The organism is Arthrobacter sp. Soil761 (genome assembly GCF_001428325.1).
GTDB lineage: Bacteria > Actinomycetota > Actinomycetes > Actinomycetales > Micrococcaceae > Arthrobacter.
Map to the genome: position 1 here is coordinate 273,250 of NZ_LMSF01000023.1, position 19,371 is coordinate 292,620.

A 19,371-nucleotide genomic window follows, 5' to 3' on the forward strand; every position below is an offset into this window, starting at 1 on the left:
CTTGGTAGCGCCAGGGAATCCGCGCAGCGCAAGTGCGTTTCCGCGTCGACAATCGCAGCCTATGCTGGTGCCCAACGCAAACTACAACGTTGGAGAAATTGTGTCCCAGCACATGACTGCACCGCCGGCCCTCCCCCACCTGCGTCCTGACGCCTTTGCCACCCCGTACCGCGACCCGGTGTGGGACGGCCCCACAGATCCCGTCCTGGTGGCGGACCACCTGCGGGACGAATGGGTCCTCTTCTACACGCAGCGCCGCGCCACCGCTCCGGGGCTGACGGGGGTTGAATGGGTGCACGGCACCGGGATTGGCGTCGCAAGGTCGTCCGACGGCGGCGCCACCTGGCGCTACGAAGGCACCGCCGGGGGACTTATCCCGCCCGGAACGGACCTTCCGGCAACCCTCTGGGCGCCCGACGTCGTACGCATCGGCGACCGGTGGATCATGTACCTCTCGGTCCTCGGCGGCAGGCGCACCGACTGGACCGGGACGGCCGGAATCGTCCAGCTCGCCAGCCGCGACTTGGAGCACTGGGAGTACCTGGGCGCCGTGGACCTGGCCTCACCGCGGGTCATCGACGCCGCCGTGGCACGGTGCGGGGACGGCCGGTACCGGCTCTGGTACAAGGACGAAACCCGAGGCTCAAATACTTACAGCGCCGTGACGGAGACCCCGGCGGATCCAGCATCCTGGGTCCGCGAGGGCGTCGCGATCCCTGGCCGGCCGCACGAAGGGCCCAAGGTCTTCCGGCTGGGCGGCTGGTACTGGATGATCGTGGACGAATGGCGAGGCCAGGGCGTCTACCGCTCCCGCGACGCTACCGGAAACTGGACCCGGCAGGAGCACCTGGACGGGCTGATCCTCACGGCGCCGGAATCGGTGGACGGGCGGGCCGTCGTCGGACGCCACGCGGACGTGGTCTCGCTTGAGGGTGGGGACTCTGGCGACGGCGGCGCGGAGCGGGCACTGCTGGTCTACTTCACGCACCCGCACTGGAACGGCGAGGACATCGGCACCATGGCGCCGGACCCGCGCACCCGGCTGAGCCACATACGGGCCGCGATGCTTGAGGTGCGCGACGGCATCCTGGTCTGCACGGAACACTGAACACAGAAGGGCCAAACCCCGGAACTATAAGCCGGCGGCTGCCGGCACCGGTCCAAGGTTTGGCCCTGACTCGTGCGCTGGGGCGCGTGGGACACTCCGCGTGAACACTGCACCGGGCGCCGCCCCCAGCAGGCGGGCGCCCGGCAGCTTTTATGAGACGCGCTGCGGCGAGCCCAGTTCCACCGGGTCCTCGTCCGTCAGGTACGCCAGCTCGGAGTGGGCCGCGAGGTCGATGCCGCGCAGTTCGTCCTCGGGCTTGATGCGCAGGCCGATGGTCTTGTCCAGGATCTTTGCCAGGACCCAGGTGATGCCGAAGGAGTAGACCAGGACCGTGACGGTGGCGAGGGCCTGGACGCCCAGCAGTTCAACCCCGCCGCCGTAGAACAGGCCGCTGACGGCGTTGGGTGCTGCGTCGGTGGCGAAGAGGCCGATGAGCAGGGTGCCCAGGATGCCGCCCACCAGGTGGACACCGACGACGTCGAGGGAATCGTCGAAGCCGAGCCGGAACTTCAGCTCGATGGCCAGGGAGCAGACAGCCCCGGCGATGGCGCCGATGGCCACGGCGCCCAACGGGCTGACGGCACCACAGGCGGGGGTGATGGCCACGAGAGCGGAGATCAGGCCGGAGGCGGCGCCCATGCTGGTGGCGGCACCGTGGCGGACGCGCTCCACCAGGGCCCAGGCGAGCAGGCCGGCGGATGCGGCCACAGCGGTGTTGAGGAAGACCACCGACGCCGACTGGCCGGCCGAGAGGGCGGAACCGGCGTTGAAGCCGAACCAGCCCACCCACAGCAGGCCTGCGCCCACCAGGACCAGCGGCCGGCTGTGCGGCTTGGCGTGTTCCACCTTGGGCCAGCCGGAGCTCTTGCCGAGGACCAGGGCCAGGGCCAGGGCGGCCGCACCGGCGTTCATGTGGACCGCGGTGCCGCCTGCGAAGTCGATGGCCTTGATGCCGTTGGCGATCCAGCCGCCAGCCGTGCTGCCGTCCGCCGAGTCGAATGCGAACACCCAGTGCGCGATGGGGAAGTAGACCACGGTGGCCCAGATGCCTGCGAACAGCATCCAGGCGCCGAACTTCATGCGCCCGGCCGCCGCGCCGGCAACCAGTGCCGTGGTGACGCAGGCGAAGAACAGCTGGAAGGCGGCGAACAGGATGACCGGGATGGACGCTGCGTCATCCTTTGCCAGCATCTGCCCCATGCCGGGGAACTCGGTGACGTCACCGATCAGCCCCAGCCCCCCAACCGAGTTGCCGAACGCCATCGAGTACCCGAACAATGCCCAGAGCACGGCCACCAGGCTGGCGCCGCCGAAGCACATCATCATCATGTTGAGGATGCGCCGCGACCCCACCATGCCCCCGTAAAACAGGGCCAGGGCGGGGATCATCATGCAAACCAGCGCCGAGCTGGCCAAAATCCAAGCGACATTTCCCGAATCCATGGGAAACCCCTTTCAAGATGCGAAGAGAGAACGGAAGTTGCCGTCAGAGCCGCTCCGTGGAGGGACGCGGATGGAGAGACCACGTTCAGCGGAGGGGCGGCTGTTGCCGTCTGGTTCCAACTGTATGGCGGCTGTTTCTGGGTGGGTTTCCGGCGTGTTAAATGATCGTTTCGGTCATCCGCCACCGAGTTTCAGGCGTCCCGCCGCACGCAGGAGTTGCTGCAGAAACAGCCGGCAACAGGAAGCTATTTGGCGGAAATCGCCAGGAACTGGATGGGCAGGTCCAGCAGCTCCAGCGGTCCGTGGGGGCCTTCGCCGTCCAGCAGCAGCGAGTCGCCCGCTTCCATGGCGTATTCGTAGGAGCCGTGGCCGTACACCATCCTGCCGGAGAGCATGTAGATGAACTCGGTGCCCGGGTGCTGGAAGAGGGGAAACACGTCGGAGGCGTCGGTAAGGGTGACCAGCGTGGGTTCGATGGCGTCGGTGCGCCCTTTCAGCGTGCCCAGGACACGGTATTCGTGGCCATGCTGGGTTCCGCTGCGGACGGTGAGGCTTCCCTGGCCGCTCTTGGTGAAGGTGGCGTCCCGGTCCGTGTCCGCGCCGCGGAACAGCGCGGTCACGGGAACCTTCAGCCCGTCCGCCAGCCGCTGCAAAGTGGTGAGCGAGCAGGATGTGGTGGCTGTTTCCACCCGCGAGATCATGGCTTTGGACAGGCCGGTGCGGGCGGCAAGCTCAGCGGACGACAGGCCTGCGGCCGTGCGGTAGTGCCGCACCTGCGCCGCGATGACCTGTTCCAGGCGCCCGGCTACCTCGGCAGATCCGTCGCCGGCGTGCTGGTCTTCTGCGCGGTCCCCGGCCTGTTCGGTCATGTCAGCCATCTTAGGCGGGTGGACGGACGACGGCGGCGCTAGCCGATCGCCCGTGCCTCACCCAGCAGGCCGGAGAGTGAGTCCGCCAGGGCGATCGCGCCGGCTTCGGCGTCCCAGTCCTCCACCAGTTCGTCCGGTGAATGCGAGACGCCCGTGGGATTCCGGACGAACAGCATGGCGGTGGGCAGGTGCGCGGCCAGCACGCCGGCGTCGTGGCCGGCGCCGGTGTCCAGCACCGGCGCGGAAGGCAGCAGTTCCCGCAGCCGGTCCCGCAGCCCGCCGTCGAAATGCACTGTGGGGCTCAGGGACTCCGTGCCCAGGCTCGCCGTGCAGTTTTCCTCGGCGGCAAGGACCTGGGCGTTGAGCCCGATGGCCTCCACCAGGGCCGCGGTGACCGAGTCCTCCGGGTGCCGGACGTCGATCCACAGGTCCACGCGGGAGGCGATGACGTTGGTGCCGCCGGGAACGGGCTGCAGCCGGCCCACGGTGGCACGGGCGTCACGGTATTTGCGGGCAGTGTCCCGGATGGAAACCATCACCTTGGCCGCGGCGATCATCGGGTCCCGGCGGTCCTTCATCAGCGTGGTGCCGGCGTGGTTCCCCTCCCCCGTGATGCTCAGCTTCCAGCGGCCGTGGCCCAGGATCGACGAGCCGATGGCCACCGGCTGGTTGAGGTCGATCAGCCCCCGCCCCTGCTCGACGTGCAGTTCCACGAACATCCCCAGCTGCTGCAGGGTCTTGTAGTCGGCTCCGATCAGCCGCGGGTCCTGGCCGTTTGCCGCGGCGACATCCGCATACGTGTTGCCGTCCGGGTCTTTGAGGTTGCGCGCCTTGTTGGCGTCCAGTTCCCCGGTGAGGAGCCGTGAGCCCAGGCAGGCCACGCCGAACCGTGACCCCTCCTCTTCCGGGAAGACGGCGATCGCCAGCGGCCGCCGCGGCCGCAAGTTCCGGGCCTTGAGGAGGTCGACGGCGACCAGCGCCGAGGCGACCCCCAGCGGGCCGTCGTACGCCCCGCCGCCGGGGACGGAATCGAGGTGGCTTCCGGTGGCGACGGCGTCTTTCCGCACTCCCGTTGCTGTGTCCCACCAGGCCCAGATAATCCCGTTGGCATCCGTGTGCACGTCCAGCCCGCGCCGGGCCGCCTGCTCAATGAACCAACTGCGGAGGTCCGTCTCGGCGGTGGAGAATACCGGGCGGGAGTAGCCGCCGCGGGAGGCATCCCTGCCGACGGTGGAGATGTCCTGCAGGAGGCCGGTAACAGTGGATGCGCTGGCTGCGGCCGAGGGCAGGGCCTCCGCCGCCGGTGCTGTCTGGGAAATGCTCACGGTGTCCGTTCTAGGTGGTGAATGCTGTGGAAGAGGCGCTCCGGAACCGGTCCGGAACATTCCCGCTGCCGGTGGCCAGGTCCGCTGCCCACCGGCCGATCAGGGGTGCGAACTTTGCCCCGTGCCCGGAGCACGGCGAGACGACGGTGAGGTTGTCCACGCGGTCGATGAGGAAGTCCTCGTTTGGAGTGTTGGTGAACAGGCAGGTGGTTTCGGCGTACGGTTCCGGGTCCAGGCCGGGCAGGCAGCGGCGCACGTAGTCCACCACCCGTGCGCGGTTGGCCGGGTCCACCCGGCCCGTCTGGCCTGCCGCGGAAGGAATGAGCCTGCCGCCGTTGTATTCGGCGACTTTCTGGCCCGCGAACCCGGCATCCCGGCCCCCGGGCAGACCGTAGGCCTGGATGTCCGCCGCCTTGTGGATGAACGTCGGCCAGGGGCCCGCACCCGGGGCTGCGCCGCCGTCGTGGTCCCTGTACCGGAAGTGGAACGCCTGCTCCTGCCGGACGGTGATCGCCGGGAGCGCGGCCAGGAAGCCCGCCGGAAGTGACAGGGAGCCCAGCAGCTCCGGCAGCCAGCCGCCCGCGCTGACCACCACGTGGCCCGCGTCGAACGTTTCCCCGGTGGAGGAGAAGAGGCGGTAGCCGGTGCCGTCCCGCTCAATGCTCTCCAGGTGCCAGCCCGTCAGTAGCCGCGCCCCCTTCCTGACGGCGAGGGACACCAGGGCGTTGACCGCGGTTTCGGCGTCGATCACGCCGGCGCCGGGGTGCCAGAGGACCTCCGTGTCGAAGGCGATCTGCGGCCACCGCTTCCGGGCGTCCGCGGCGGAGAGGAGTTCGTGGTCAATTCCGACGTCGGCGAGCACCTTGGCGAGCAGGTCCGGTTGCCGCCTGGACCCGTGGTCCACCGCCCCGAAAGGTGTGATCAGCTCCGTGCCGGCATCCAGGGCGAGCCTGTCCCACAGGACTTTCGAGTCCAGCACCGCCTGCGTGTAGAACGGGTCCGGGTAGGCGTAGCGGAAGATCCGGGCGGATCCGTGGGAACTGCCGTCGTGCGCGGCGGGGATGTCGCGTTCCAGCAGGGTGACCTGGTGGCCGCGGGATGCCAGTTGCCAGGCGGTGGCGGCGCCGGCCAGGCCGGCACCCACCACCACATAGTCGGAAGCCTCGGTCATCAGAAGCCCCCTTGGCCTGCCCCCGGGATCCAGCTGGTCCCGGCCAGCGGCACCCGGGCCATGGCGGCCGCCTCGATGGTCAGTGCCACCAGGTCCTCCGGTTCCAGGTTGTGCAGGTGCGACTTTCCGCAGGCCCGGGCGATGGTCTGGGCCTCCATGGTCAGGACGCGCAGGTAGTTGGCCAGGCGCTTGCCGGCAACCACCGGGTCGAGCCGGGAGGACAATTCGGGGTCCTGGGTGGTGATGCCGGCGGGGTCGCGGCCGTCCTGGAAGTCGTCGTAGAAGCCGGCGGCGGAACCCAGCGCGGAGTATTCGGCAGCGTAGCGGGGATCGTTGTCGCCCAGCGCGATCAGCGCCGCGGTGCCGATGGCCACGGCGTCGGCACCCAGGGCCATGGCCTTGGCGACGTCGGCCCCCGTCCGGATTCCGCCGGAGACGATGAGCTGGACCTTGCGGTGGACGCCGAGTTCCTGGAGGGCCTGGACGGCCTGCGGGATGGCGGCCAGGGTGGGGATGCCCACGTTCTCGATGAACACCTGCTGCGTGGCGGCGGTCCCGCCCTGCATCCCGTCCACCACCACCACATCCGCGCCGGACTTCACTGCCAGGGCGGTGTCGTAGTACGGCCGGGAGGCGCCGATCTTGACGTAGATGGGGGTTTTCCAGTCGGTGATTTCACGCAGCTCGCCGATCTTGATTTCCAGGTCGTCCGGGCCGGTCCAGTCCGGGTGGCGGCTGGCGGAGCGCTGGTCGATGCCCACCGGCAGGGTGCGCATCCCCGCGACGCGTTCGGTGATTTTCTGGCCCAGGAGCATGCCACCGCCGCCGGGCTTGGCGCCCTGGCCGAGCACGATCTCGATGGCGTCCGCCTTGCGGAGGTCGTCAGGGTTCATGCCGTACCGGGACGGCAGGTACTGGTACACCAGGTGCCTGGACTGGCCGCGCTCCTCCGGCGTCATGCCGCCGTCGCCCGTGGTGGTGGAGGTTCCCACCTCGGACGCGCCGCGGCCCAGCGCCTCCTTGGCGTTGGCGGAGAGGGCGCCAAAGCTCATGCCGGCGATGGTCACCGGGGTCTGCAGGTGCAGCGGGCGGCTGGCGTACCGGTCGCCGAGGACGACGTCGGTATCGCACTTTTCGCGGTAGCCCTCCAGCGGGTAGCGGGACATGGAGGCGCCGAGGAAGAGCAGGTCGTCAAAGTGCGGGACCTTGCGCTTGGCGCCCCAGCCGCGGATGTCGTACACGCCGGTGGCGGCCGCGCGCTGGATGTCGGCGATGGTGGCGCGGTCGAAGGTGGCGGACTCGCGCAGGCCAAGCTCAGCGATGTCAGGGGCGGGCATGGAGGTGATGGTCACGGGAGCCTCCTAGTAGGCAGTCGAATTGTCGACGTGGAAGTGGTAGAGGTTCCGGGCTGAGCCGTAGCGCTTGAAGTCGGCCGGGTTGTCGGTACGCCCGGCGGCGGCGAGCAGTTCTGCCAGTTCGGCAAGGTGCTCTTCGCGCAGCGGCTTTTCGACGCAGTCCGCGCCGAGGGAGGCCACCGTGCCTTTGACGTAGATCCGTGCCTCGTAGATGGAGTCGCCCAGGGCGTCACCGGCGTCGCCGCAGACCACCAGCCGGCCGGCCTGGGCCATGAAGGCGGACATGTGGCCGATGTTGCCGCCCACCACGATGTCCACGCCTTTCATGGAGATCCCGCAGCGGGCTCCGGCGTTGCCGTCGATGACCACCAGGCCGCCGTGCCCGGTGGCCGCGGCGGACTGGGACGCATCCCCCGTCACATGGACCTTCCCGGACATGATGTTTTCCGCCAGCCCGACGCCGGCATTGCCGTTGATGGCCACGCTCCCCTTTTGGTGCATCCCGGCTGCGTAGTAGCCGGCATGGCCGTCGATGGCCACCGCGATGTCCGCGTCGATGCCAACGGCCAGGCTGTGCTTCCCGCCGGGGTTGGTGACGGTCCAGGACTGGCCGTCTTCGGCGTCGTGGATGGCCTGGTTCAGTTCCCGGACAGAGCTGATGGCCAGGTCAACCACTGCCTGCCCGGCATCGGGGGCGGCCATCGGGGCGAAAGTTTCGGGGGCCGTCAGAGTGACCATGTGTAGACCTTTCCGGGTTCCGGTTCAAAGATGCGGGCGTTGTCGATGCCGGGCAGCCCGGCCAGGGCACGGTATTCGGAGGCCATGGCCACGTAGTCGTCCGTTTCGGCGATGATGGCCGGCTTGCAGGCGATGGGGTCGCGGACCACGGCCATGCTGTCCGCCGTGGTGACCACCAGCGTGTAGAAGCCGTCCAGGACCTTACCCAGGTTCACCAGGGCTTCCTCGAGGGTGTCGCCCTGCTGCAGGCGGGAGGCTACGTATCGGGCGCCCACCTCGGTGTCATTCTCGGAATCGAACACCACGCCTTCGCGCTTGAGTTCCCGGCGGACGGTGGCGTGGTTGGAGAAGGAGCCGTTGTGCACCAGGCAGAGGTCGTCGGCCACGGAAAAGGGGTGCGAGCCCCCGGCGGTGACGGCTGACTCGGTGGCCATCCGGGTGTGGGACAGGCCCTGGCTGCCGGCCATCGCCTCAAGTCCGTGCTCGGCGGCGATCTCCACGGGATGGCCCACGCTCTTCATCACGGCCACGTGTTCGCCACGGCCAATGATGGTGGCGGCGGGCAGGGTTTCGCCGACGGCCTTCACCAGGAGGTCCGTCCCGACGCCGGCACTCACCAGGGTGGTGTCACCCACCACGCGGACGGCTGCTGCCGCGTCCAGCGGGAGGAGGCCGGCCACGCCAGCGGTGATGGCCGCCGGCGTCATTCCCTGGTCCTTGCCCAGGAGGCTGAGGGTGGAGGTACCGGGGGAAACCAGGCCCGGGGTGTTGTAGACGGCCAGGCCGGCCGAGTCCGGTCCGCGGTCCACGATCTGGCAGAGCATGGAGGACAGCAGGCTGCCCATCCGTGGATGCAGCGAGGGGTTGCGCAGCTGCAGCGCGGCGATTCCGCACATGGAAAGTCCTTTTCTTGGATGTGTGGGTTGCTAAATCGAGGTCAGGTACGTGCGGATTTCCCAGTCGCTCACCTGGTTGTGCCAGCTGAGGAATTCCTCTTCCTTGGCGTCCGCGTAGTAGCCGCCGACGGCAGGATCCCCGCTGAGGCTGGCCAGGATCACGGGGTCCTTTCGCAGTGCTTCCACGGCGTGGAGCAGCGTGGCCGGAAGGAGATGCGCGTCGGGTTTGGACTCCCCCGGCCCGGACGGCGGGCCCGGATCCAGAGACTTCTCCACGCCGTCCAGCCCGGCGGCAATGGCGGTGGCGATGGCCAGGTACGGGTTGGCGGAGCCGTCGCCGGAGCGGAGTTCGATCCGCTTGTTGTCCGGCACACGGATCATGTGGGTGCGGTCGTTCCCGCCGAAGGATGCCTTCCGCGGCGACCAGGTGGCACCCGAGGAGCTGGTGGTGGCACCGGTCCGCTTGTAGGAGTTCACGGTGGGGGCGAGGAAGGCCTGCAGCGCAGGGGCATGTTCCAGGATCCCGGCGATGAACGAACAAGCCAGGCTGGAAAGCCCGAGGCCGCGGCCGCCGTCGTCCGTTCCCTCACTGGGGAACAGCGGATCGGAACCTGCCCACAGCGAAAAGTGGAAGTGCAGGCCGGTGCCGGTGCGGTCGGTGAACGGCTTGGGCATGAAGGTGGCGGTCATGCCGCGCTGCCCGGCCAGGATATTCAGGATGTAGCGGAGGGACACCACGCGGTCCGCCGTGGTCAGCGCGTCCGTGAAGTTGAAGTTCTGCTCGAACTGGCCGGCGGCGTCCTCGTGATCGTTCGCATAGTTGCCCCAGCCCAGGGAGTTCATCGCCTCCGAAATGGAGGTGAGGTGGTCGTACATCCGGGTGACGCCGCGGGCGTCGTAGCAGGGGCGGGGCGAATCGTCCCTGTCGTCGGCGGTACTCAGCGTCCCGTCGTCGTTTTTCTTCACCAGGAAGTACTCCACCTCGGCGCCCACCTTGGCCTGCATGCCTTTCTCCGCCAGGCCGGCCAACGTGTTCTTCAGGATGACGCGCGGGGCGTAGGGCCAGGGCTTCCCGTCCACATGCGGGTCGCAGTGGATGATGGCCAGGCCTTCCTTGATGAAGGGGACCGGGGTGAAGGACGCCAGATCGGGAACAGCGATCAGGTCCGGGTCCTGCGGCTTCTGCCCCATCAGGCCCGCGGCATAGCCCGCGAACCCCATGGCGCCGTCCTCGAGTTCAGCCGCGGCCTCCACCGGGACCAGCTTGGCGCAGGGCTTCCCGGTCATGTCCACGAACGTGGCCAGCAGGAAGCGGACGTTGTGGGCACGCGCAATATCGGCCAGGGAGATGGTTGGTTCTTCGGCCGGCGCGGGCGCCTTCAGGCCGCCTTCTGGCATTGGGGTCACAGCAGGGGTTGCGACACTCGTCATCGAACATTCCTGTCAGGGTTGGCGTTAGCTATCAGTAAACCTTGTTGCATCAGATTAGCCAAGGAGTGATTTCGTGCGTCGGACAGGAAGGTTAAATGCATGTTTCAGCCGACGGGAAGGGATGGGCGTGATGGGGCCGCAGCAGCCGGCCCGCCGCATCCGCAACGGCGGCTAAGCTGAAAATCGCAACCACGGGGTGGAGGGCGGCTTAGGCCAGTGGCCGCGGAAGGACGAATCGGAATGGCTCGAGCAACTGTGCAGGACGTCGCCAAAACGGCGGGAGTGTCCGTCGGCACGGTATCGCGCGTGCTGAATGGAAGCCCGGCCGTGAGCGCGTCAAGCAGGGAAAAGGTGGCCGGTGCCATCCGGCAGCTCAACTACCGCCCGCTCGCCTCCGCACGCGACCTGCGCCGCGACCGCACCATGCGCATCCTGGCGCTCTCGAAAAACCTCGAGTCCCCCGTCATCAGCGAAGCGTTCCGTGGCTTCGGTGACGCCGCGGCCTTGTCCGGCTATGTCAGCCTGATCGCCCCGACGTCCGGCGACCTCGAGCGGGAACAGCAGCTCGTGGATATGCTGCGCAACGGGTCCGTGGACGGATTGATCCTGTTTTCCCCCACCATGCCGGACGGCGACGTTGAAGCGCTGGCTGAGCAGCTGAGCGTTGTCCAGGTCTGCGAGATCGTCGATTCCGAGGCAGCGTTCGGTGTATCCATTGACGACCGGCAGGCCGCTTACGACATTACGCGGCACCTCATCGGGACAGGCGCCCGGCGGCTTGCCATCATCGGCAACCGGGCTGCCCGCTCCGGCAGGCTGCGCGAAAAGGGGTTCCGGGAGGCCCTGTCCGAGGCGGGCCTGGCCGCGGAACAGGGCCTGTTCGCCAACGGTGACTTCGATTTCCACGTCGGCCGCCGCCTCACCAGGGAACTGCTGGCCATGGACCGCCTGCCCGATGCCGTGTTCTGCGGCAGCGACACGGTGGCGGCGGGCTGCGTCCGGGAAATCATCGACGCCGGCCTGCGGGTGCCGGACGATGTGGCGGTTGCCGGCTTCGATGATTCCATCCAGGCGGAGATGTGCATCCCGGAGCTCACCACCATCCGGCAACCGGCCTACGACCTGGGCCGCGTGGCCTTCGAAGCACTCCTCGAACGGATGACCGGCCCGGCCCACCGCCGCGGCCGGACATTCCTCCCGCACGAGCTCGTCATCCGGGATTCCACAAAGAACTGACAGGGGTTGACTCCCCGGGGCAGTTCCTGAAAGGATTTTGGAATCGATTCCAAAACCTCTGCGATCCACCCCCAACCATTTTGGAATCGATTCCATGACCCTCACCCCAACGCCGCCCGGAAAAGGAAAGAACCTCGTGAACAACCAGCAAACCCCCGTCCAGCAGCCGCCAGCGCCAGGAGGAAACCCGGAACTGCGCGTGGGCGTGGTGGGCATTGGCTGGGCCGGCCAGCAGCACCTCAAGGCCTATTCCGAGCTGGACGGTGTCCGCATCGTGTCGCTGGCCGGGATGGAGCAGGAGCTCCGTGACTCCCTGCAGGTCGAATACGCCATCCCCAACGCCTTCGCGGACTGGCAGGACATGCTGGACCACGGCGGCCTGGACGCCATCAGTGTGGCAGTGCCCACCTTCCTCCACGCACCCATCGCCATCGCCGCCCTGGAGCGGGGAATCCACGTGCTGAGCGAAAAGCCCATCGCGCGCAACGCCGTCGAGGGCCAGGCCATGGTGGACGCCGCCCGCAAGGCAGGCCGTGTCCTGGACGTCGCCTTCAACCACCGCCGGCGCGGCGACATCCAGGCGTTGAAGGAAGTGATCGACGACGGCGGGCTGGGCCGGCCCTACTACGCCAAGGCTTCCTGGCTGCGCCGCTCCGGCATCCCGACGCTGGGAAGCTGGTTCACCAACCCCGAGCTTGCCGGCGGCGGACCGCTGGCGGACATCGGCGTGCACGCGCTGGATTACGCCCTCCACCTCCTGGGCGAACCGAAGGTGCTGGCTGTCTCCGCCGCCACCCACTCGGAGCTTGGCCCGCAGGGCAGGGGCGGCGGCAGCCGGTATACGGCCCAGGCCACCAGCCACGCGTTCGAGGTGGAAGACTTCGCGTCAGCGTTCCTCCGGCTTGAGGGCGGCGGCACACTGCTGATCGAGGCGGGCTGGGCCACCTACCGGGAACAGGACGACCTGCTCGATTTCACGGTTTACGGCACCGACGGCGGCGCGGAGCTCAAGGTGCACGGCGCACCCTTCCCGCCGGTCGGCCAGCTCCGGGTGTTTACCGACAAGGACGGCGAATCCGCAGACTACGTGCCAGCTGTGCTCCCGGGCCGCGCGCATGACGCAGTGGTGGAAGACTTCGTTACGGCAGTGCGCGGCGGCGACGCCGTTTGGGCCGGGCATGACGGCTCCCTCGCGCTCTACCGTGCACAGATCATTGACGCGTGCTACCAGTCCGCACTTGAGCAGAGGGAGGTTCGTCTCTAATGAACGGCAAACTGAGGATCCGGGTGTGGAACGAGGGCGTCCACGAGGCCATCAACGAGCCGTCGCACATCGGGGAGATCTATCCTGACGGCATCCACGGTGCCATTGCGGCAGGACTTCGTTCCTACTTCCCGGACGCTGACATCACGACGGCGGTCCTGGCCACCGACGACCAGCACGGCCTTGACGAGGAGGTGCTTGCGGAGACGGACGTCCTGCTCTGGTGGGGCCATATGGCCCACGCCGAGGTGGGCGACGCCGTCGTCGAACGCGTCCACCGGCACGTGCTTGGCGGCATGGGACTGATTGTGCTCCATTCGGGGCACTTCGCGAAGATCTTCACCAAACTCCTGGGCACCAGCTGCTCCCTCGCCTGGCGCAACGACGGCGGGCGGGAACTGGTCTGGACCGTCAAGCCGTCCCATCCCATCGCCGAAGGCGTGGACAGTCCCATCGTCATCCCCGAACAGGAGATGTACGGCGAGCTGTTCGATATCCCGGAGCCGGACGACCTCATCTTCATCAGCTCCTTCGCGGGCGGCGAGGTGTTCCGTTCCGGCGTCACCTTCACCCGGGGCAAGGGCCGCATCTTCTACTTCAGCCCCGGCGACCAGGAGTACCCGGTGTACCACCACCCGCAGGTCCAGCGGGTCCTGGCCAACGGCGTCAAGTGGGCGGCCCAGCCGGAGCTGGGCCGTTCAGCCCCGGCGGTGACCAACCCTGCCCGGGAGTGGTTCCAGGAGTAGTAGGCGCAAACGGCTACAGCCCGAGCCGGGCCCAGACGTCGATGGGATCCACTGTGCTGCCGTCGACGAAGGCAAAACGGCCGTCCGGCAGGACGTGCGAGCCGTCCAGTTCCACATGCAGGCCTTGTCCGCCCAGTCCGACGACGGCGGCATAGTCGCCGTCTGCAACCCCACCCGACGTGCCGATCCAGGGGATGGTCAGGTGTGATCCCATAGGGTACGGCGCCTGCCGTCCCCAGGTTCCGCCGTCGTCGAGCTTCCCTCCCCAGGGGACGGGCCTGACCTCGGAGGCAAGCGCGGAGCCTGCCTCGATGGGCCACCCGCCGATCCTCATCCTGGCGGCAAGGCTGGACCCGCCACGGACGCGGACCAGCCGCAGCTCTACGGCACCGCGCGTCAGGGACACCACTGTGGCCTCGGGGCCTGGAGTTGCGGTCCCGGCGGCGCCGCTGCCGTGGTCGGGACCGCAGTCGGGATCAATGGCGATCCAGCTGGTGGCGGTCCGGGAGGCTCCCACCTGAATACCGTCCAGCGTGAAGTGCCCCAAGAATTCGAATCCCGTGCGGTGCGTCAGCCGGCCGCCGGCATCTTCGAAGACCACCGCGTTATCGAGCGACTCCGGCTCCAAGTCCGGAAAGGTGGCCGTGGAATAGCCCAAGCGGGCATACAGCGGCGAATCGGCCACCTGGACGCCGGGGTTGGCGTGGTCGGTCCCATGGTTGAGGACCCGGACGATGCCGTCTGCCACAGTCCCGTCCACCTGCCAGCCCGGCGCAACAATGAAGCGCTGCGTGTCTCCAACCTCCACCGGCAACGGCTCCTCCACCGCGGTCCAAACGGGATGGTCTGCCGGCAGGGCCAGGCCCATCATCCCCTTGGCCGCCCAGTAGGGCGAGCCGGCCCCGGAGTAGGCCTGCTTCATGCCGGGAAACTCGCCGTGGAACCCGATAGTCAGCAAACCGTCGCGGTTCACTGCCCCGCGTTCCAGGAAATAGCCCAGGATCCCGGACGCGGCCCGCCGCGAGAGGCCAGGGCTGAGCCGGGTATGGCCCAAGAGCTGCCCTGACCAGAAGGGCGCAGCCGCCGCAAACCGGTAGATCAGGCTCCGGCCCTGGACCAGCGGGGCGCCGTCAGCCCCCACCAGATGCACGGCGTCATCAAGGAAATCGGCAAGCCGTTCCCCGTCAACAGCAGTTCTGGCCTGGACACGCGGGTCCTCCGGTACCATCAGCTGCAGCAGCTGCGGATAGACCTGGAATGCCCAGCCCACATAGTGGTCGTAAGCCCGCTCCGGGCCGTCGGCGAACCAGCCATGGCCCCGGTACAGCGAGTCGTGGATGGCCAGGCCGGCGTCGATGTCGGCGTTGGAGAACTGGCCTCCCACGCTGGCCAGGAACATCTCCACGACGATCTGGAACCACACCCAGTTGATGGGCGGGTACTGGCCGCCGATCACGGTCTCGAACCAGGCAATGAGCTGCTCCTGGACCCGCTGCGGCAGCTTGTCCCACAGCAGCTCCCGGGTAAGCGACAGGCCCACCGCGAGCGAGGCGGCTTCCACCTTCGCCTGGCCCAGCTCCCCCGGCGTGGGCCAGCGGTCAGGGTTGGCCGGGTCGGTTCCGGCGTCAAGCCCCTGCGCGTACCAATCCACAAGCCATCCGGTGTCCTCCGGGCTGCCGGCGATCCGGAAAGACGCCAGCAGGAATGTCCTGGCGAAGGCCTCCAGGGAGTCGCTGCGAGGGCCATAGTTGCTGGTGGCGCCGGGCAGGTACAAGTTGGCGTGATCACCGGTGGCGTAACGGTGAGCGGACCGCAGCAGGTGGTCGGCGCAGGCGCACCAGTGCTCACGGGTCAAGCCGGTGAACGGGGAGAGTTCGCGGTCCAGTGGCGGAAGGACCAGGGCAGCAGGGAGTGCAGAGGTGGTCATGGATTCCTTGGGTTGTCTCAGTTGCCACCGAGCCAGGCGATGGCCCGCAGCAGGATGGCACGGTGTTCAGGGGACGAATACGAGGCGGCGTCGTGGCCCAGGGCGTCATAGAAGGTCCGGCCCCGCCTGCCGCCCGTGCCGGTCCCCCGGTGCAGGGACCACATCAGCGGATGGTCGCGTCCGTCGTGCCTGTGGGTGGCGTGAACGGTGATGTCCGGGCAGGTGCTGAGATAGCTGTAGCGCTCATCCGGCAGCACGAAATCCGGGATGCCGGCAACCACCGGCCCGGAGTCATGAAGGAGACGGACGGCAGCCGGCCCATAATCCGGGTGCATGGACGTGCCCCTGACCCAGCGGCCGCCCAGCCCGTCCTCCCAGGCAGGCAGGTCAACAAAGCTGGTGGAGCTTGAATGGGTCACCAGCATTGGCCGGGCCGAGCCCAGCCACCGCACTAGCCCTGCCGAGGCATCCGGCGTTCCCGGCGACGGGCGGCCGTCACGGGGCAGGCCGACGTTCACGGCCAGTACCGAAGGAAGGCCAGTGGCGTCCGCATGTGCAAGGTCGGCCAGCGCTTCGTCAACATCGCCGGAAATGACGACGTCGAAGCCCGTGTCCCGCAACAGGCCTGCCAACGCATGCGAGGTGTCAGCGAACGGGTGCCACGGATCCGCATACCGTCCCTCGCCGGTGAGGAGCAGGGCGGTGGGCGCACCGCCCAGCGGGGCGGTCACCGGGAATCCTCGAGTACGCCCATGGCAGGCAGCCGCGGAGCGCCTATTGAGGAGTCCCGCAGGATCAGTTCGGGGTTGAGTTCCACACGGTGCACCGGGCGCATGCGCCCCTCGGCAAGCCGAGCTGCCATGAGCTGCACAGCCACCTTGCCCACGTAGTGCTTGGGCGGACGGACGGCAGAGATGGCCGGCTCTGCCAGGTAGGCTACCTCGTCGTCGTAGCCCACTACCGCGATGTCGCCCGGAACTGCCAGCCCCCGGTCCACGCAATGTTGCACGAACGCCACCGCCTGGGTGTCTGAATGCACCAGCATGGCCGTGGTGCCGGTTTTGCGGCAGAGCTCCAGGACATGATCGAAGTGGGCGCTGCGCCCGCCGTCCCCCTGCTTGACCGAATCCTCGTGGACGGTTTCCTGGAGTGGGATTTTCAGCGCCGCCAGGGCCTGCTGCCAACCGCGGACCACGTGCGGGCTGGTGGGGCTGGACGAGTCGGTCAGGCAGCCGATCCGCCGGTGCCCTTCCTGCCACAAGTGGCGCACGGCCATGCCGGCACCGAACGCGTGGTCCGTTGCCGCCCATTCCAGGCGGTGGGCGGGGACTTCTGCGGGTGCGCGCCGTTCGGCCAGCACCACGGGAATGGGAAGCGCGTTCAGCCACCGCAGCAGTTCCTGGCCGCGTTCCCCTCCCATGTCAGGTGCCACGATCAGCCCGTCAATGTTCTGGGTGTCCAGCAGGGCCTGTACCTGGCGGCGGTTGTCCGCGGCGTCATATGTGGAACCCCGGACCATGATCCGCAGGTTCTGCTCTTCCGCTTCGGCACGGGCGCCGCTGATGACCTGCGGCCAGTAGTAATCCAGGGACGGCACCACCATGCCGATTGAGTAGCTGTGGGTTACTGCGCGCCCGGCGGCGGTCCGGTCCAGCGGGCTGGGAAGCGTGGCCCCGCCGTGCACGCGGGACACCAGGCCCTCATCTGCCAGTAGATTAACGTCGCGGCGGATGGTGAGTTCACTGACGCCCAGCTTGCCGGCGATGTCCCGGACGGTGATGGCGCCGTGGGCGCGCAGCTCCTCCATGAGCCGCTCCCTGCGCTGAAGCGAGAAGAGGGATTTTCCTGCGGGCTCGGCGGGTTGGTCAGGACTCATGATGCTGCCTCCACGGTGAGGGTGAATGCGCCGTCGGCACCGGTTGTTGCGGGCATGCGGAAGCGAAGCCGGGTCAGGGACTGTCCCCAGATGTCCGCCAGCAGCGGATCATCCAGGTGCCATTCATCCACCAGCACGACGGCGGTGGCCGGCTCCCAGCGCAGCACGGCTCCGCGGCCCGATGGTTTTCCCGGGATTGCGGCGGTGGGGATTCCGGCGGGATGCACAGTGGCCGCCCCGTCCGGTCCACGGCGCAGGGTACCGGCCGTGAGGTAGGTGATGTCGACGTCGGGCGTCCCCGGTGCCGCGGACTCCGGAAGCTCCCAGCGGTCCCCGATGGTGACGCGGCCGGTGTTTCTGTCGAGATCGAAAGTTCGAACCCACTGCCCGGGATCGAGGCCATAGGCTGCGCCGAGGGCAAGTTCCAGGCGGGGCTGGTGGACCGTGGGCTGCCGAAGGACCTGGGCGGTGAATTCGCTGCCCGTGCCCTGCTCAAGCCCCCATGGCGCCGGGACGCTATGCCATGCGCTCTGCATGGCGCGGATGCCGTAGCGCTCCGGGCCGAAGGTTTTCGCCGTGTAGGTGGGCTGGCCGGCGTCCACCAGGAGGGGAACACCATCCACCGCCACCACCACAGAACCCACATCCTGGTGGTTATGGTGCTCGCCATTGTGGCCGCCCTTCGCTGCCAGGAGCAGCCCCTCCGTAGACCCGGCCTTCTGGCGGGCCACCATGATCTGGACGGACGGGAGATAGCTGAAGGAAACCAGTGGCGGGATCCCTGCGGGCCTCGGTGAGGTGGCGAGGAGCGAGTGCAGGACGCGGCCCAGCCCGGCAGCGGCATCCGGCTCCCGGGCGAGCATCGACGCGGCATGGTTCGCTGCATCCTGGTCCCCCAGCCGGTCCGCCCAGCCGTGCAGCATGTCCCAGGGGAGGGCGTCCGCCGCCCGCGCCGGCCCGTCTGCCACGTTCAGGAACCAGGAACCTCCGATGTGCATGCGGTGCGGGAAGGCCACCAGTTCACGGACGACTGGCAGTCCGGCGTCGACGGCTCCTCCGGTGGCCTCCTCCAGCAGCTTGAGCCCCTCCAGCGCCCGCCCCGCGCCGTTCCACCAGTAGGCGAATCCTTCATCGATGGCGCCGTCAACCGGGATTGAGGCCAGGAAGCGGTCCAGGCCCTCGATGCACCGTTCCATGATCCGTGCCTGGAGGTGGGGATCCTCCACCAGGAACAGTGCGGCGGCGCCCAGGTTCGAGTGGATCCACGGGTTCCAGTTGTGGACGTCCCCGTCCAGGCCCAGCCAGTGCCAGTCCAGCCGTTCAAGGAACGGCTGGAAGACGCGTGCAGCCGCCTCATCGCGCAGGCGCCGCCGCAGGCCAGGGGCTCGCGCGTCGAGTTCACTGCCCAGCACGTGGTCCAGCCAGCCCAGCTGGGCAGCCACCTCGCCGGCGCCCAGGTCCAGGAAGGGCCGGGCCAGGTCCGGGACAACTTCTCCAGAGCGGCTGTAGACATCATCGTGGGCCGCCCAGCTCCAGGAACTCTGTTCGCACAGAAGATAGGCACCGTCGATAGATTCGTCGAGCCAGAGGTCGGTGGCCTCACGGTCCGCTGACGTCAGGGCCATGACCACCGCGCGGGTGAGCCTTTGCTGCCGTGCACGCACCAGGCTTTCGTACGCGGTACGGTTCCCGTCGCGGAAGAAGCGCGCGTAATGGGACACCAGGGGCTGCGGCCACGGAGTTCCCCGTTCCGTGCCGGCCTGCTCCCTGATCATGCGTAGGGCGTCAGCCGGAACTGCACTCCATGCGGACGCCTCAGCGGGCGGGACGGACAGTCGCTTAGTTGCGCCCTGAAGTGACGTGACCAACTCCGCAGCGGTGGCGGCCTGGCACCATGCGGAGATGAGCGGTGCCGGACGCTCCGCGTCGGAATGGCCTGTGGTGGTTGTCATGCAGAAACCGGTTCTCTTGTTCGAATACGATCGT

16 protein-coding genes are annotated in these 19,371 nt (G+C 68.2%); 4 read left to right on the forward strand and 12 right to left on the reverse strand.

What is annotated here, in order from left to right; genetic code table 11:
• Positions 1 to 61: 61 nt before the first annotated feature.
• On the forward strand, positions 62 to 1,108 hold the full coding sequence (locus ASG79_RS13405; RefSeq protein ID WP_144600139.1) for a family 43 glycosylhydrolase: 1,047 nt from the start codon (positions 62 to 64) through the stop codon (positions 1,106 to 1,108).
• Positions 1,109 to 1,258: 150 nt separating this feature from the next.
• On the opposite strand, the gene ASG79_RS13410 is transcribed toward ASG79_RS13405, so the two are convergent.
• From ASG79_RS13410 to glnT, 8 genes are all read right to left on the reverse strand, one after another.
• Positions 1,259 to 2,551 carry an ammonium transporter gene (locus tag ASG79_RS13410; RefSeq protein ID WP_018770060.1) on the reverse strand — a complete coding sequence of 431 codons (1,293 nt, stop codon included), beginning with the start codon at positions 2,549 to 2,551 and terminating at the stop codon, positions 1,259 to 1,261.
• A 245-nt stretch (positions 2,552 to 2,796) separates the two neighbouring features.
• Positions 2,797 to 3,420, reverse strand: coding sequence for a helix-turn-helix domain-containing protein (locus tag ASG79_RS13415; protein WP_056391819.1), 624 nt, complete (start codon positions 3,418 to 3,420; stop codon positions 2,797 to 2,799).
• Between the two features lie 38 nt (positions 3,421 to 3,458).
• Complete coding sequence (locus ASG79_RS13420; protein ID WP_056391820.1) at positions 3,459 to 4,745, reverse strand: allantoate amidohydrolase; 1,287 nt, start codon at positions 4,743 to 4,745, stop codon at positions 3,459 to 3,461.
• Positions 4,746 to 4,755: 10 nt separating this feature from the next.
• Positions 4,756 to 5,916 (reverse strand): FAD-dependent oxidoreductase, encoded by a 1,161-nt coding sequence (locus ASG79_RS13425; RefSeq protein WP_056391821.1) that lies wholly within the window; start codon positions 5,914 to 5,916, stop codon positions 4,756 to 4,758.
• A complete protein-coding gene (locus ASG79_RS13430; RefSeq protein WP_056392081.1) occupies positions 5,916 to 7,253 on the reverse strand; it encodes an FMN-binding glutamate synthase family protein in 1,338 nt (445 codons plus the stop codon). The genes ASG79_RS13425 and ASG79_RS13430 overlap by 1 nt, the downstream gene beginning before the upstream one ends.
• Positions 7,254 to 7,277: 24 nt before the next feature.
• Positions 7,278 to 8,009 carry a protein glxC gene (locus tag ASG79_RS13435; protein WP_056391822.1) on the reverse strand — a complete coding sequence of 244 codons (732 nt, stop codon included), beginning with the start codon at positions 8,007 to 8,009 and terminating at the stop codon, positions 7,278 to 7,280.
• On the reverse strand, positions 7,997 to 8,905 hold the full coding sequence (locus tag ASG79_RS13440) for a glutamine amidotransferase (RefSeq protein ID WP_056391823.1): 909 nt from the start codon (positions 8,903 to 8,905) through the stop codon (positions 7,997 to 7,999). The genes ASG79_RS13435 and ASG79_RS13440 overlap by 13 nt, the downstream gene beginning before the upstream one ends.
• Before the next feature lie 30 nt (positions 8,906 to 8,935).
• The gene (gene glnT, locus ASG79_RS13445; protein WP_056391824.1) at positions 8,936 to 10,336 is read right to left on the reverse strand and encodes a type III glutamate--ammonia ligase; all 1,401 of its coding nucleotides are present in this window, start codon (positions 10,334 to 10,336) and stop codon (positions 8,936 to 8,938) included.
• A 240-nt stretch (positions 10,337 to 10,576) separates the two neighbouring features.
• On the opposite strand from glnT, the gene ASG79_RS13450 reads away from it, so the two are divergent.
• From ASG79_RS13450 to ASG79_RS13460, 3 genes are all read left to right on the forward strand, one after another.
• Complete coding sequence (locus ASG79_RS13450; protein WP_056391825.1) at positions 10,577 to 11,572, forward strand: LacI family DNA-binding transcriptional regulator; 996 nt, start codon at positions 10,577 to 10,579, stop codon at positions 11,570 to 11,572.
• Positions 11,573 to 11,666: 94 nt separating this feature from the next.
• Positions 11,667 to 12,836 (forward strand): Gfo/Idh/MocA family protein, encoded by a 1,170-nt coding sequence (locus ASG79_RS13455; protein ID WP_235509807.1) that lies wholly within the window; start codon positions 11,667 to 11,669, stop codon positions 12,834 to 12,836.
• Positions 12,836 to 13,582: a ThuA domain-containing protein gene (locus ASG79_RS13460; protein WP_056391830.1), complete on the forward strand. Its 747-nt coding sequence runs from the start codon at positions 12,836 to 12,838 to the stop codon at positions 13,580 to 13,582. The genes ASG79_RS13455 and ASG79_RS13460 overlap by 1 nt, the downstream gene beginning before the upstream one ends.
• A gap of 13 nt (positions 13,583 to 13,595) precedes the next feature.
• Here ASG79_RS13460 and ASG79_RS13465 read toward each other — a convergent pair whose 3' ends face one another.
• The 4 genes from ASG79_RS13465 to ASG79_RS13480 are packed head-to-tail and all read right to left on the reverse strand — an operon-like array spanning position 13,596 to position 19,337.
• Complete coding sequence (locus ASG79_RS13465; RefSeq protein ID WP_056391834.1) at positions 13,596 to 15,509, reverse strand: DUF2264 domain-containing protein; 1,914 nt, start codon at positions 15,507 to 15,509, stop codon at positions 13,596 to 13,598.
• A gap of 17 nt (positions 15,510 to 15,526) precedes the next feature.
• Positions 15,527 to 16,240 carry a ThuA domain-containing protein gene (locus tag ASG79_RS13470; protein WP_056391841.1) on the reverse strand — a complete coding sequence of 238 codons (714 nt, stop codon included), beginning with the start codon at positions 16,238 to 16,240 and terminating at the stop codon, positions 15,527 to 15,529.
• Positions 16,237 to 17,385 (reverse strand): LacI family DNA-binding transcriptional regulator, encoded by a 1,149-nt coding sequence (locus tag ASG79_RS13475; protein WP_056391843.1) that lies wholly within the window; start codon positions 17,383 to 17,385, stop codon positions 16,237 to 16,239. Before ASG79_RS13475 ends, ASG79_RS13470 begins: the two co-directional genes overlap by 4 nt.
• Positions 17,382 to 19,337, reverse strand: coding sequence for a heparinase II/III family protein (locus ASG79_RS13480; protein WP_235509808.1), 1,956 nt, complete (start codon positions 19,335 to 19,337; stop codon positions 17,382 to 17,384). The genes ASG79_RS13475 and ASG79_RS13480 overlap by 4 nt, the downstream gene beginning before the upstream one ends.
• Between the last annotated feature and the right edge of the window lie 34 nt (positions 19,338 to 19,371).

What these genes read in the sequence shown, in the direction of transcription:
- ASG79_RS13405 (WP_144600139.1), top strand. Translation starts at nt 62, where the DNA reads ATGCTGGTGCCCAACGCAAACTACAACGTTGGAGAAATTGTGTCCCAG.
- ASG79_RS13410 (WP_018770060.1), bottom strand. Translation starts at nt 2,551, where the DNA reads ATGGATTCGGGAAATGTCGCTTGGATTTTGGCCAGCTCGGCGCTGGTT.
- ASG79_RS13415 (WP_056391819.1), bottom strand. Translation starts at nt 3,420, where the DNA reads ATGACCGAACAGGCCGGGGACCGCGCAGAAGACCAGCACGCCGGCGAC.
- ASG79_RS13425 (WP_056391821.1), bottom strand. Translation starts at nt 5,916, where the DNA reads ATGACCGAGGCTTCCGACTATGTGGTGGTGGGTGCCGGCCTGGCCGGC.
- ASG79_RS13430 (WP_056392081.1), bottom strand. Translation starts at nt 7,253, where the DNA reads ATGCCCGCCCCTGACATCGCTGAGCTTGGCCTGCGCGAGTCCGCCACC.
- ASG79_RS13435 (WP_056391822.1), bottom strand. Translation starts at nt 8,009, where the DNA reads ATGGTCACTCTGACGGCCCCCGAAACTTTCGCCCCGATGGCCGCCCCC.
- ASG79_RS13440 (WP_056391823.1), bottom strand. Translation starts at nt 8,905, where the DNA reads ATGTGCGGAATCGCCGCGCTGCAGCTGCGCAACCCCTCGCTGCATCCA.
- glnT (WP_056391824.1), bottom strand. Translation starts at nt 10,336, where the DNA reads ATGACGAGTGTCGCAACCCCTGCTGTGACCCCAATGCCAGAAGGCGGC.
- ASG79_RS13450 (WP_056391825.1), top strand. Translation starts at nt 10,577, where the DNA reads ATGGCTCGAGCAACTGTGCAGGACGTCGCCAAAACGGCGGGAGTGTCC.
- ASG79_RS13455 (WP_235509807.1), top strand. Translation starts at nt 11,667, where the DNA reads ATGACCCTCACCCCAACGCCGCCCGGAAAAGGAAAGAACCTCGTGAAC.
- ASG79_RS13460 (WP_056391830.1), top strand. Translation starts at nt 12,836, where the DNA reads ATGAACGGCAAACTGAGGATCCGGGTGTGGAACGAGGGCGTCCACGAG.
- ASG79_RS13465 (WP_056391834.1), bottom strand. Translation starts at nt 15,509, where the DNA reads ATGACCACCTCTGCACTCCCTGCTGCCCTGGTCCTTCCGCCACTGGAC.
- ASG79_RS13475 (WP_056391843.1), bottom strand. Translation starts at nt 17,385, where the DNA reads ATGAGTCCTGACCAACCCGCCGAGCCCGCAGGAAAATCCCTCTTCTCG.
- ASG79_RS13480 (WP_235509808.1), bottom strand. Translation starts at nt 19,337, where the DNA reads ATGACAACCACCACAGGCCATTCCGACGCGGAGCGTCCGGCACCGCTC.